The following is a 12,699-nucleotide window of genomic DNA, read 5'->3' on the forward strand; positions in this document are numbered from 1 at the left end:
GTCAGCCATCGGCCCTATCGCATCGAAGGCGCCCGGCGCAACGCTTTGCCACCGGCGGGTGGAATGCCTATCTGCATGGCGAAACAAGAGGAACAACCATGAACGTAACCTTTGCTGCCAGCCGCCCAGCAGAAGCGCCGGTTCTGGCGCTGCCGGTCACCAAGGCGAGCGCTGGATCGCTCTCGCCTGCAGGGCTGGACGAATCAGCTCGGGCGATCGTGGCTGCAGCCGCGGCCGGACAGCGCTTTGCCGGTGAGCCAGGCAGCGTCGCGGAAGCGTATGTTGCCGCTGGGCAGGGAGCCACCCGCATCCTTCTCCTGGGTGTCGGCGAGGGTGACGACGCCAGCTACGAACGGGCGGGCGGCGCGTTGACTGCGAGGCTGCTCACCTCAGGGGTCAAGGCGGCGACGGTTGATCTTTCGGACACCGGCGCAAGTGCCACGGCCGCAGCCCGGCTGGCGGCTGCAATTGCGCAGCGCTCTTGGCGTTATGACGTTTACCGCACGAAGCTGTCCGAGGAGGCAAAGCCGTCGCTTACCGACGTGACGATTGTCGGGGCGCCGGAAGGAACAGATAGCGAATGGTCGATCCGCGATGCGGCGACGCAGGGCCTCGCCCTCACGAAGACGCTGGTGACACTGCCGCCGAACGTTCTTTACCCCGAGAGCTTCGTTGAGATCGTCACCAAGGAGACGGAAGGTCTCGGCTTGGAAGTAACGGTGCTGGACGAGCCCGCCATGCGTGAACTGGGTATGGGAGCGCTGCTGGGCGTGGCGCAGGGCTCGCGTCGGGCGCCGCGCATCCTTGCGTTGCGCTGGAACGGTGCGGGCGAGGGTGATCCTGCGTTGGCGCTTGTGGGCAAGGGCGTGACGTTCGATACGGGCGGCATCTCGATCAAGCCCGCCGCCGGCATGGAAGACATGAAGTGGGACATGGGCGGGGCAGGCGCGGTGGCCGGTGCGATGAAGGCGCTGGCGCTTCGCAAGGCGAAGGCCAATGTCATCGGCGTCATGGGCCTTGTCGAGAACATGCCTGACGGCAATGCCCAGCGTCCGGGCGACGTAGTGACGTCCATGTCAGGTCAGACGATCGAGGTGATCAACACTGACGCCGAAGGACGGCTGGTGCTCTGCGATTGCGTCACCTGGGTGCAGCGTACGTACAAGGTGAAGACGATCGTTGATCTCGCGACGCTGACCGGGGCAATGATCATCAGCCTGGGCAACGAGCAGGCCGGGCTGTTCGCCAACGATGACGGCCTGGCGGATCAATTGCTCGCGGCAGGCAAGGCGAGCGGTGACCAGCTGTGGCGCTTTCCATTGGGAACAGCGTACGACAAGCTGATCGATAGCCCCATTGCCGATATGAAGAATGTCGGACCGCGGGGTGGCGGCTCGATCACCGCGGCGCAGTTCATCAAGCGCTTTGTCGAGGATGACGTTCGCTGGGCGCACCTCGACATCGCCGGGACCGTCTGGTCCGACAAGGACGGCCCCACATGGGGCAAGGGCGCGACCGGCTATGGTGTGCGGCTGCTCGACGCTTTTGTCGCGAGCAACTTCGAAGGCTAATGCAGGTCGACTTCTATCACCTGACCCTGATGCCTATCGAGCGCGTGTTGCCGCGGATCGCGGAACGCGTGCTCGTCAGCGCACAGCGGCTGTTGATCGTCGCAGCTGACGAAGGTCAGCGCGCGGCGATCGACAAGCTTCTTTGGGAATATGCGCCGGAGAGCTTCCTTCCTCATGCGTGCCTGGGCGCAGCAGACGATGCGAGCCAGCCGATCCTGATCGCGGCGGACGTCAATGCTGCCAATGCCGCGCGTCACATCGCCTTGGTCGATGGAGAGTGGAGGGACGAAGCGCTAGTGTTCGACCGGGCGTTTCATTTCTTCGACGAAGACCGGATCGCAGCCGCGCGGTCGGCATGGAAAGCACTGGCCGGGCGTGACGGGGTGGAGCGTCGCTATTGGAAGCAGAACGAGGACGGGCGGTGGGAACAAGCGGCTTAGGCCCGGTCCGGCGGGCGGTTGCGCTTCACTCTTCGCCCCGCTAACGGCGCGGCAGTTTCCAGCATTACAAACACAGGAGCAAGCGACCATCATGGCCGCCAATCGTACTTTCTCGATCATCAAGCCCGATGCGACCCGCCGCAACCTGACCGGCGCCGTTACCAAGATGCTGGAGGAAGCCGGCCTGCGCGTCGTCGCTTCCAAGCGCATCCAGATGACCAAGGAGCAGGCCGAAGGCTTCTATGCCGTCCACAAGGAGCGTCCGTTCTTCAACGACCTGGTTTCCTTCATGATCTCCGGTCCGGTGGTTGTGCAGGTGCTGGAGGGCGAAAACGCCGTGCAGCGCAACCGTGACATCATGGGCGCCACCAACCCCGAGAACGCAGCACCCGGCACGATCCGCAAGGAGCTGGCCGAGTCGATCGAGGCGAATTCGGTGCATGGTTCGGATTCCGACGAGAATGCGGCGATCGAAATCGCCTATTTCTTCAAGCCCGAAGAGATCGTCGGCTGATCCGATGACATATGACTGGCGGCTGCGCCGCGCCGCTTCGGCGGATGCGTCGGCGGTAGCAATGGTGGCGGCCGCCAGTTTTCTAGAAACGTTTGCCGGCATCCTGCCCGGGAGCGATATCGTTGCGCATTGCGCGCGAAATAGCTCGCCCGAGAAGTTCGCTGGCTGGGCTGGTGATCCTGCCACCGTAGTGACGATAGCGGAACATCCCGTTGGCGAGGCGCCGGTCGGCTATTCAGTGCTGACCAGCCCGGATCTTCCCATGGACGTGCTACCCGGCGATATTGAGCTGCGTCGCATCTATACGCTGTCCGTCGCCCGCGGCACCGGCTTGGGCCACCGGCTTATGGCGCTGGCCCTAGCCGATGCGGCGGCGCTTGGCGCGAAGCGCGTGCTGCTGGGGGTGCTGAGCACCAACGTCCGGGCGCGCACCTTCTATGAACGTGAAGGCTTCGTGCTTGCCGGTACGCGGCGGTTCAATGTTGGCGCGGGCTGGTATGACGACGTGATCTACGCTCGGGATCTCTGACTCCTCATTTCCGCCGCCCACAAGGCGTTAATCCGCTTGCGGTCGCCCCCGGATTCACGCACCCGCACGGCCTCGATCGTCAGCGTTCGCCCGCCAACCAGGCGGCCATGCGTGCGCCAGATTATCTCGACAATGGCGCGTCCCTCGCGCGGCGAGTCTCCCACCATATAGCGAGCCGTGACCAAGACAGGCAGACGACCTTCGCGATCGTCCGCTCCACCGTCGGTCGCCCCCAGCACGGCTCGTTCGAACCAGTGACGATCGATTCGCGCTGTGGCAGGGGTTTGCCGTTCGATCCGCAGCGCGGCGGGAAAATCGACAGCCGTATCGATCAGCTCATGCCGCGCGTCCGAGAGCCGGATCTCCTGCCCGCCACTTGCCAGGTCTGCATCGAGGCTGAGACGGACCTTCGCGGCTCCGGCGGCTGCGGCAGCTGCGGCCTTTTCCTCCGCCGCCTCTCGCTTCTCGCTCCAATTCAGGCCGAGGGTGAGGGCGCCCACCACGAGCCCAAGTACCGCAACCATCTCGGGAAGCGTCACCAGGCGACGACGCGTCTTCGGTTGATCAGGAACATCGTTCACCGTCCGCCCATCTCCAGCAGGCGGCGAGGAGCGACCATTTCCCAGCTTGCCGCAATCCGGTCTGCCACATGATCCCAATCGGTGCCCGGCGCGGCCACGCGTATGGCGATCCAGCCGGACGGGCCGAGATAGGGCGGCTTGTAATAGAGGTCCGGATCCGCCTCGATCAGCATTCCCTGTTCCTCCGCGCCGCTTGTTTTTACGAGAACGGCTGTCTCCCCGCTGCGGTGGTGATCGTGCGAGAAGTAGGCAAAGAACTTGCCCTTCACGATGTGGAAGCCGGGGGCGCCATGCGACAGGCGCTCCGCAGCTTCAGGCAGCTCAAGCGCGATCGCACGCACGCGAGCAAGCGCCTGCTCGACAGCTTCTACCGACTCAACCATTCGGCTAGAACGCGTGGATAGAGGCGATGCTCCTCGGCCAGCACGCGCGCCGCGAGGGTCTGTGGTGTATCGTCAGGGAGGATCGGCACCTCTGCCTGACGCAGCACCTCTCCGCCATCCAGTTCCTCCGTCACCACATGCACGGAACAGCCCGCCACCGTATCGCCCGCTGCGATAGCACGCGCGTGGGTATCGAGCCCCTTGTACTTGGGAAGTAGCGAGGGGTGGATATTGATGATCCGATTGCGCCATCGGGCAACAAATTCGTCGGACAACAAGCGCATGTAGCCGGCCAGCGCCAGATATTCCGCGCCAGCTGCCCGCAGAGCTGCATCAAGTGCGACCTCATACGTCGCCCGCCCAACGTCCTTGGGCGACAAGGCAAAAGTGGGAATGCCATGTTCAAGCGCCCAGGCGAGACCCGGTGCCGTCGGACGGTCTGAGGCTACGACCACAACTTCGTAGGCTGCACCTGCATGGGTAACGAGCGACTGCATGTTCGATCCCCGACCGGAGATCAATATGCCCAGCTTGGCCGTCATGCGTTGTGCGTGGCGGTCCAGGGTGCCCGCGCGCTCCACGTCTCGGCTGAACCGGAAACGGTGCAACCGCGCTGGCCTGATTCGATGGCGCCGATGCGGAACACCTGCTCACCGGCCGCTTCGAGTTCGGCGACGACGGTATCCGCCTGGTCGGCGGCCACCACCACCGCCATGCCGATGCCGCAGTTGAAGGTGCGGGCCATTTCTTCGGGCTCGATCGCGCCCTGAGCCTGAAGAAAGGCCATCAATCGTGGTTGCGGCCACGCATCCGCGTCGACCCGCGCATGCGCCTCAGCCGGAAGCACGCGCGGGATGTTCTCCAGCAGGCCGCCGCCGGTAATATGTGCCAGCCCCTTGATCCGCCCCGCTCCGAGGAGCGGGAGAAGGCTCTTCACGTAAATGCGAGTCGGGGCCATCAGCGCCTCGATCAACAGCACTTCCGGATCGAAGAGCGCAGGCCGATCCAGTTTCCAGCCCTTGTCAGCGGCAAGCCGTCGAACCAGCGAAAAGCCGTTCGAGTGCACGCCGGACGAGGCCATACCGAGAATGACGTCGCCTGCGGCGATCCCGCTGCCGGTCAACACACGATCGCGCTCGACCGCGCCCACGCAAAAGCCGGCAAGGTCATAGTCGCCGTCCGCGTACATGCCCGGCATTTCTGCTGTTTCGCCGCCGATCAACGCGCAACCGGCGATCCGGCACCCGTCAGCAATGGACGCGATAACGCGCTCGGCAACGGCACCGTCGAGCTTCCCGGATGCATAATAGTCGAGGAAAAACAGCGGCTCCGCGCCCTGAACAATCAGATCGTTTGCACACATGGCGACAAGATCAATGCCGACGCCATCGTGCCGGTCATGCTCGATCGCCAGCTTCAACTTGGTGCCGACACCGTCATTGGCGGCGACCAGGAGCGGATCGGTGAAGCCGGCAGCCTTCAGATCGAAGAATCCGCCGAAGCCGCCAAGGTCGGCATCAGCCCCCTTGCGCCGCGTCGCCCGTGCCAGGGGCGCGATCGCCCGCACTAATGCATTTCCCGCCGCGATCGACACGCCGGCCTGCTCGTAAGTGTACCCGCTTTCGCTCATGTGGTGCCGCCTAGCCACAACGCGCTTGGATTTCCACGCCTGCTTCGCCAAAAGAGGCCAGCTTATGCGCCTGAAGCCTTTGTTCCTTGTTCCTGCTGCCGTGGCGCTCATGCTCGGGGCAGGCGTCAGCATCGCCCAGATCGAGGGCAGCGGCCGGGGCGTGGCCCCGGTAGATAGCTCCAGCGACTATGAAGTTTCCGGCGTACGCGTCGATGTCGCAGCGAAAGATGCCGACAGCGCACGGCTAGGCGGGTGGCGGGTAGCGCAGCGCAAGGCGTGGCTTCAGCTTTCGAAGCGGCTTGGGGCGGGCAGGGGATTGGTGCCCGATTCGACCCTGGACTCGATCGTCACCGGCATCGTCGTAGAAAACGAACAGATCGGGCCGAAGCGCTACGTGGCGACGCTGGGTGTGCTGTTCGATCGCAATCGGGCGGGCGCAATCCTTGGCATCTCCAACTATGTGTTGCGGTCGCCGCCAATGGTGGTGATCCCGATCGTATGGTCAGGCGGCGTGGCAACAGGGTTTGAACAGCGGACCCTTTGGCAGGAGGCCTGGGCCAGGTACCGGACCGGCGGAAGTTCGATCGATTATATTCGGCCAACGGGCAGCGGTCCTGATCCGCTGCTGCTGAACCTGGGGCAGACGCAGCGCCCTGGGCGCGGTTGGTGGCGCGCGGTGCTGGATCAATATGGCGGGACGGACGTGCTGATCCCAACCGTCAAACTGTACCGCCAATGGCCGGGCGGGCCGGTGATCGGCGTCTTCCAGGCGCGCCAGGGACCGGACAATCGCCTGCTGTCCCAATTCACGCTGCGGGTCGGCAGCGTCTCCGGCGTCCCGGCACTGCTGGATGCAGGCGTGAAGCGTCTCGACGAGACGTACCAGTCGGCATTGCGGGCCGGATACCTGCGCAGTGATCCCGGCCTGTCCTATGTGCCGCCAAGTGAAGTGCCGGTCGACGATGACGAAGCCGGCGAGACGCTGGTGACCGACGTGCCGGCGCAGCCCGTGGTGTCCGTCTCCGTTCAGTTCGACACTCCTGGGGTAGCGGCCGTGACGGCCGGTGAGGCGGCCCTGCGTGCAGTGCCAGGGGTCTCTTCCGCGACCACCAGCAGCCTGGCACTGGGCGGTGTATCGGTGATGACGGTGGGCTTCACAGGTACGCCGGACGCTCTCAAGGCAGCGCTGGAGGCGCGCGGGTGGCAGGTGTTCGGATCCGGCACAACGATTCGGATTCGTCGCGCGCCACGACTGCTGCCTCCCGATCTCGTGCCAGACAATTCCACAGCTGGATGATGGCCGAACGATGAGCCAGATCGCGCTGCCACTGGTCTGGCCCGCTGATCCGCGCGACGAAGAATTTGTGGTTTCTCCCTCGAACGAGCGGGCAGTGCATGCACTGGATCGCTGGGCGACGTGGCCGGTGATGACCTCGCTGCTCGTGGGACCGCGGAAATCGGGACGTAGTCTGCTCGCGCGTATCTTCGCGGCGAAGAGCGGTGGCACCATCATTGATGACGCGCCCGGCCGGCCGGAAACCGAACTGTTCCACGCGTGGAATCGGGCGCAGGAGCAACGCCGGCCGCTTCTGCTGGTCGCGGACGTCGCGCCTCCAAGCTGGGATTTGCAGTTGCCCGACCTGCGCTCCCGGCTGTCGGCAACGCCGCTGGCTGAGATCGGTCCCCCCGATGACATCCTGATGCGTGCACTGCTGGAGCGCGAGTTCACCCGCCGCAGCCTGGATGCCAGACCCGATCTGATCGAGTGGCTGGTGGCCAGGATCGAGCGGAGTCATCTGGCCGTCATACGTTGCGTCGATGCCCTTGATCAGGAGGTGATGGAACGTCGGAAGCGGCTGTCCATTCCTCTGGCAAGGACAACGCTCGCGGCAGCGGCGTTGATCACGACACCGCCGGAGCCATGATGAACCGATCTGTCCGCCAAGCTCGTCTCGATTCCGATGACGATCCGTTCGAGGAGCGGGGGACCGATCGCTACTTCAATCGCGAACTATCCTGGCTGGCGTTCAATCGCCGCGTCTTGGAAGAAGCCCGGAATCCGGTGCATCCGTTGCTTGAGCGGCTACGGTTCCTCTCGATCTCCGGATCAAACCTAGACGAGTTTTTCATGGTCCGAGTGGCGGGGCTCAAGGGGCAGCAGCTGCTTGATGTGGACGCGCGTTCGGCGGACGGACTGACGCCATCGCAACAGCTTGGCGCAATCACCGCAGAAGCAGACGCGCTGCTTGCCAGCCAGGAAACAGTGTGGCGGGAAATACGGCACGCGCTTGGTGATACTGGCATTCAGGTATTCGGATCGAGCCGGATAGACGCGATGCTCTCCCGGGACGAGATCGGATGGCTGGAAACTCATTTTCGCGAGCAGATTTTCCCGGTTATCACGCCGCAGGCGCTTGATCCGGCACATCCGTTCCCGTTCATGCCGAACAAGGGCCTTGCGGTCATGTTCGACCTCATCCGCATATCCGATGAGGAGCCCATTCGCGAGCTCGTCATGGTGCCGAACGGGATGTCGCGCTTCGTCCGCCTGCCTGGCATTCCGGCGCGCTACGTTGCCGTAGAATCAATGATCAAGCGGTTTTCCGCCATGCTTTTCCCGGGCTACCGAGTTGAGGGAGCCGCCGAGTTTCGGGTGCTGCGGGATAGCGATATCGAGATCGAGGAAGAGGCAGAGGATCTGGTCCGCTACTTCGCCAATGCCATCAAGCGCCGGCGGCGGGGCCGTGTCATAAGGCTGGAACTGGAAAGCGGCATGCCTCCTTCCCTCGCCAAGGCGTTGCGGGACGAGCTTGGCGAACAGGCACTGGTGACCGAATCCGGATCGTTTCTCGGCATCGGCGACTTGGACCAGATCGTTGAAGAGGATCGCCCGGACCTCAAATTCGTCCCGTTCACCCCTCGATTTCCGGAGCGAATTCGCGAGTTTGGAGGCGATTGCTTCGCGGCGATTAGCGCGAAAGACATTATCGTCCATCACCCATATGAGACCTTCGACGTGGTGCTCGCCTTCCTGAAGCAGGCGGCCGCTGATCCGGATGTGGTGGCAATCAAGCAGACGCTCTACCGTGCGGGCAAGCAATCGGCTGTTATCAACGCGCTGATCCAGGCTGCCGAAGCAGGTAAGTCCGTCACCGCAATCGTGGAGTTGAAGGCGCGCTTCGACGAGGAGCAGAACCTGCTCTGGGCCTCCGCACTGGAAAGGGCGGGCGTTCAAGTGGTGTATGGGTTTATCGACTGGAAAACCCACGCAAAGGTTTCAATGGTCGTGCGGCGGGAGGCTGGGCAGTTCCGCACCTACTGTCACTTCGGCACGGGTAACTATCACCCGATCACCGCCAAAATATACACTGATCTCAGCTTCTTCACCGCCAATCCTGCCACCGGTAGAGATGCAGCCCGGATGTTCAACTACATCACCGGCTACGTCGAGCCGGACGATATGGAACGGCTCGTGCTGTCGCCCCGTTCGCTGCGAACCCGATTGATCGAGGAGATCGATGCCGAGATCCAGCACGCCCGCGCCGGGCGACCGGCGACGATCTGGGCCAAGATGAACAGCCTCGTGGACCCCTCAATCATCGAGAAGCTGTACGAAGCCAGCGGCGCGGGTGTTCAAATCGATTTGGTGATCCGTGGTATCTGCTGTCTGCGTCCGCGGATCCCGGGTTTGTCCGAGAACATACGGGTGAAATCAATCGTTGGCCGTTTCCTCGAACACAGCCGTATTGCCGTGTTCGGCAACGGTGCGCCGCTCCCGAACGACGATGCGCGTGTGTACATTTCTTCGGCGGACTGGATGCCGCGCAATTTTGACCGCCGGGTAGAATATATGCTGCCGCTGGAAAGCGGAACCGTTCATGATCAAGTGCTGGACCAAGTGATGCTCGCCAATCTGATCGACACCGAGCAGAGCTGGGACCTATATGCCGACGGCACCTACATGCGCACCCCGCCCGGTGACAAACCATTCAACTTGCACCGGTACTTCATGACTAACCCATCGCTTTCCGGCCGCGGCGCCGCGCTTGCCGAAGGCGGCGCCGTGCCGAAACTGTCACTGCGGGGCTGATCGAGTGGACGGCAAGCGTACTGCCATCATCGACATCGGGTCGAATTCGATCCGATTGGTTGTTTACCAGGGGCCGCCGCGCCTGCCTGCCATCCTCTTCAACGAGAAGGTTCTTGCGGGACTCGGTCGCAGCCTTGCAGAAACGGGCACGATCGACAGCACGGCAATGAATTTGGCAGGCGCTGCGCTTCAGCGCTTCAGTGCGCTGGTCCAGCAAATGGCGTGCGATGATGTTCGCACCGTCGCCACGGCAGCGGTGCGCGACGCGACTAATGGCGCGGGCCTGATCAGCGTTGCGGAACGACTCGGGCTTTCCGTCGAACTGCTATCGGGTGAGCAGGAGGCAAAAGCGGCCGGGTTCGGAGTGCTGTCGGCCATGCCTGAGGCGGACGGGATCGTCGGGGATCTCGGCGGCGGCAGCCTGGAGCTGGTGCGGATTGCCGGGGGGCAGGTCCATGAGCATGTGTCTTTCCCTTTGGGAGTCCTCCGCCTCGCCGGCCTGAGGGGCAAAGGCAGCTTCGCTCGCAGGGTGGAACGTATTCTCGACGATGCCGGCTGGCGCGGTCTCGGGTACGGTAAGCCGCTTTATCTCGTCGGAGGATCCTGGCGCTCGCTGGCGCGCGTGGACATCCATGATCGCGGGTATCCGCTACCGGTGCTGCATGGTTACACCATGCCCGCGTCACGCATCGACCTGCTAAGTCGCAAGCTGCCGGCGCTCGACAAGCCTTGGTTCAAGGCAGTGCCAAACCTTTCCACCGGACGAGTTCCAACGCTGAGTGCCGCTGCGGACCTGCTTAGCGCTATTCTACCAGTGCTCGGCTGCTCAGGGACAGTTGTCTCGGCGTTCGGACTGCGTGAAGGACTGCTGTACGAGCGCTTGTCTCCGGAAGAAGCGGGCTTGGACCCGCTGGTCGTGGCTGCGCGAGACGAGGGAAGACAACTTGGGCGCTTCCCCGAACATGGCGATCTCCTGAACCGGTGGATCACACCCCTGTTCCAGGGAGAGCCGCATGGCGATTCGCGACTGCGCCATGCCGCCTGCCTGCTTGCCGACACGAGTTGGAGAGCTAATCCGGAATTTCGCGTCGAACTCGGCATCGAGACCGCACTGCATGGCAACTGGGTGGGGACCGATGCGCGCGGACGGGCGATGATGGCAGCAGCCCTTGCAGCAAGCCTGGGCGCGCAGGCGCCGTATGCAGACCCGATCCCGTTGCTCGCGAGCCCAAAAGACATCGCGACAGCCACCTCCTGGGGCTTAGCCATACGTCTGGCCCAGCGTCTGTCCGGGGGAGTCGCGGGTCCGCTTCACCGGACCGGGGTGCGGCGCGGCGCAAATGAGATCGAGCTGATCTTCGACGACGGCGACCTCGCATTGAGCGGAGAGGTCGTGGAAAAGCGGTTGAAAGCGCTAGGCGCGGCGCTTGGCCTCCAGGTGCGGATCAGCCAACGCCGCTAGGCGCCGTTGCCGGCTACTTAGCCGCAGGATAGCTTGACGATCGTGCCCGCGGCGTTCGTTTCGATGTTCAAGCGGTCCTCCCGGTAGTCCATCGTCAAGGGCGAACCGGTTTCGTAGCTGCGCACGATCGCGGCGCCGGCGCGCTGCTTTGCCTCTGCTTGGTGAGCTGTCAGTGCCTTTCCGACGAAATCCTGGACATTAGCCGCATTGCACCGCCCCTGCGAGGGCGCCGTAGGGAGAGCAGTGTCCATCGTAGTGCATCCTGCCAACGCCACCGCGGCGGCCACGATCGCCTTCATGCAGCATCCTCCGTTCTGGTCATCTTGAGCTTTCCACCCACCACAGCAAAGCCAAGCCGCCCTTCGACAAGATCGAGCGCGTCGCGCCCGAATTGATCGAAGCGCCAGCCTTCGAGGATCGCCAGCTGACCACGCTGCCCGGCTGCGAGCGCTTCAAGCTCCTCGCTACGCGCCAGCAGCCGCGGCGCGACATCGATGTCACGAGCGCGGATCTTCAGCAGGAGCTTGAGGAGGTCAGCGACCAACGCGCCATCCTTGCCCAGGCCCGGCTTGCGGTCTTCGCGCGGAGGCATCTCGTCAGCCGACAACGGCTCTGCGGACTCGATCGCCGCCAACAATCGCTTGCCGATGTCGTTCGACGCCCACGTCGCCGAAAGTCCGCGCACCTTGGCGAGGTCTCCCTGCTTGCGAGGAGGATGTCCTGCGAGGTCAGCGATCGTTTCATCCTTCACGATGCGTCCGCGCGGCAGATCCTTGGCGCGCGCCTCAACCTCGCGCCAGCGGGCAATGGCCTTTAGCCGGCCGAGAACGTCAGCCCGCCGCCCGGAAATACGGACTCGCTTCCAAGCGAGGTCGGGATCGTTGGCGTAATTGGCGGGGTCGGAAATCCGCTCCATCTCTTGATCCAGCCACTGACCGCGCCCAGTTTTCTTCAGGCGGTCCAACATGCGAGGGAATATCTTAGACAGGTGGGTTACGTCGCCAATTGCATAATCAACCTGCCGCTGATCCAGCGGACGGCGTGACCAGTCCGTAAAGCGTGCGCCCTTGTCGACCTGAATACCGAGCCAGCTGTCGACCAGGTTGGAATAGCCGATCTGCTCCCCTTGCCCCAGCGCCATCGCTGCAACCTGGGTGTCAAACATTGGATGCGGCGTCTTGCCGGTCAGATTGTAGATGATCTCTATGTCCTGTCCGCCGGCATGGAAGACCTTCAGGACATCCTCGTTGTTCACGAGGAGATCCAGCAACGGCTGCAGATCAAGATCGGGCGCTTTCGGATCAATCGCGGCCGCTTCCTCTGTGTCGGCGATCTGGATCAGGCATAGTTCCGGCCAGTAGGTATTCTCCCGCATGAACTCGGTATCGACGCACACGAAGGGGGCGTCGGCGAGACGGGCGCACAGATTGGCAAGTGTGGCGCTGTCGGTGATTAGCGGGTGAACATGCATAAGCCGCGCCCCATAGACCCGAGCGTGC

Annotated in this window: 14 protein-coding genes; 8 read left to right on the forward strand and 6 right to left on the reverse strand. The window is 63.4% G+C overall.

Features of this window, described 5'->3' with window-relative positions:
• Positions 1-98: 98 nt before the first annotated feature.
• The 4 genes from LQ954_RS06595 (at position 99) to LQ954_RS06610 (ending at position 3,054) form a co-directional block, all read left to right on the forward strand.
• Positions 99-1,571: a leucyl aminopeptidase gene (locus tag LQ954_RS06595; protein WP_227770266.1), complete on the forward strand. Its 1,473-nt coding sequence runs from the start codon at positions 99-101 to the stop codon at positions 1,569-1,571.
• On the forward strand, positions 1,571-2,011 hold the full coding sequence (locus tag LQ954_RS06600) for a DNA polymerase III subunit chi (protein ID WP_227770265.1): 441 nt from the start codon (positions 1,571-1,573) through the stop codon (positions 2,009-2,011). Before LQ954_RS06595 ends, LQ954_RS06600 begins: the two co-directional genes overlap by 1 nt.
• 91 nt (positions 2,012-2,102) lie before the next feature.
• The gene (ndk, locus tag LQ954_RS06605) at positions 2,103-2,525 is read left to right on the forward strand and encodes a nucleoside-diphosphate kinase (protein ID WP_046410620.1); all 423 of its coding nucleotides are present in this window, start codon (positions 2,103-2,105) and stop codon (positions 2,523-2,525) included.
• A 4-nt stretch (positions 2,526-2,529) separates the two neighbouring features.
• Complete coding sequence (locus LQ954_RS06610) at positions 2,530-3,054, forward strand: GNAT family N-acetyltransferase (protein WP_231022422.1); 525 nt, start codon at positions 2,530-2,532, stop codon at positions 3,052-3,054.
• Here LQ954_RS06610 and LQ954_RS06615 read toward each other — a convergent pair.
• From LQ954_RS06615 to purM, 4 genes are read right to left on the reverse strand one after another with little or no spacing between them, the layout of a single operon-like run.
• The gene (locus LQ954_RS06615; RefSeq protein WP_231022423.1) at positions 3,036-3,635 is read right to left on the reverse strand and encodes a hypothetical protein; all 600 of its coding nucleotides are present in this window, start codon (positions 3,633-3,635) and stop codon (positions 3,036-3,038) included. The two genes, LQ954_RS06610 and LQ954_RS06615, sit on opposite strands and share 19 nt — an antisense overlap.
• The gene (locus LQ954_RS06620; protein WP_227770261.1) at positions 3,632-4,018 is read right to left on the reverse strand and encodes an MmcQ/YjbR family DNA-binding protein; all 387 of its coding nucleotides are present in this window, start codon (positions 4,016-4,018) and stop codon (positions 3,632-3,634) included. Before LQ954_RS06620 ends, LQ954_RS06615 begins: the two co-directional genes overlap by 4 nt.
• Positions 4,003-4,560: a phosphoribosylglycinamide formyltransferase gene (gene purN / locus LQ954_RS06625; protein WP_231022424.1), complete on the reverse strand. Its 558-nt coding sequence runs from the start codon at positions 4,558-4,560 to the stop codon at positions 4,003-4,005. The genes LQ954_RS06620 and purN overlap by 16 nt, the downstream gene beginning before the upstream one ends.
• Positions 4,557-5,648 (reverse strand): phosphoribosylformylglycinamidine cyclo-ligase, encoded by a 1,092-nt coding sequence (purM, locus tag LQ954_RS06630; protein WP_227770259.1) that lies wholly within the window; start codon positions 5,646-5,648, stop codon positions 4,557-4,559. Before purM ends, purN begins: the two co-directional genes overlap by 4 nt.
• A 64-nt stretch (positions 5,649-5,712) precedes the next feature.
• On the opposite strand from purM, the gene LQ954_RS06635 reads away from it, so the two are divergent.
• Genes LQ954_RS06635 through LQ954_RS06650 form a run of 4 tightly spaced genes read left to right on the forward strand, consistent with a single transcriptional unit; the run spans position 5,713 to position 11,200 of the window.
• Positions 5,713-6,945, forward strand: coding sequence for a heavy-metal-associated domain-containing protein (locus LQ954_RS06635; RefSeq protein ID WP_231022425.1), 1,233 nt, complete (start codon positions 5,713-5,715; stop codon positions 6,943-6,945).
• Between the two features lie 10 nt (positions 6,946-6,955).
• Positions 6,956-7,573 carry an HdaA/DnaA family protein gene (locus tag LQ954_RS06640; protein ID WP_227770257.1) on the forward strand — a complete coding sequence of 206 codons (618 nt, stop codon included), beginning with the start codon at positions 6,956-6,958 and terminating at the stop codon, positions 7,571-7,573.
• Positions 7,573-9,738, forward strand: coding sequence for an RNA degradosome polyphosphate kinase (locus LQ954_RS06645; RefSeq protein ID WP_231022426.1), 2,166 nt, complete (start codon positions 7,573-7,575; stop codon positions 9,736-9,738). Before LQ954_RS06640 ends, LQ954_RS06645 begins: the two co-directional genes overlap by 1 nt.
• A gap of 4 nt (positions 9,739-9,742) precedes the next feature.
• Positions 9,743-11,200 (forward strand): Ppx/GppA family phosphatase, encoded by a 1,458-nt coding sequence (locus tag LQ954_RS06650; RefSeq protein WP_231022427.1) that lies wholly within the window; start codon positions 9,743-9,745, stop codon positions 11,198-11,200.
• Positions 11,201-11,217: 17 nt separating this feature from the next.
• Here LQ954_RS06650 and LQ954_RS06655 read toward each other — a convergent pair whose 3' ends face one another.
• Positions 11,218-11,499 carry an I78 family peptidase inhibitor gene (locus LQ954_RS06655; RefSeq protein ID WP_231022428.1) on the reverse strand — a complete coding sequence of 94 codons (282 nt, stop codon included), beginning with the start codon at positions 11,497-11,499 and terminating at the stop codon, positions 11,218-11,220.
• A complete protein-coding gene (rnd, locus tag LQ954_RS06660; protein ID WP_227770253.1) occupies positions 11,496-12,671 on the reverse strand; it encodes a ribonuclease D in 1,176 nt (391 codons plus the stop codon). The genes LQ954_RS06655 and rnd overlap by 4 nt, the downstream gene beginning before the upstream one ends.
• Positions 12,672-12,699 lie beyond the last annotated feature (28 nt).

It is taken from the genome of Sphingomonas sp. IC-11, from assembly GCF_021043365.1.
In the GTDB taxonomy this organism is placed as follows: Bacteria; Pseudomonadota; Alphaproteobacteria; order Sphingomonadales; family Sphingomonadaceae; genus Sphingomonas.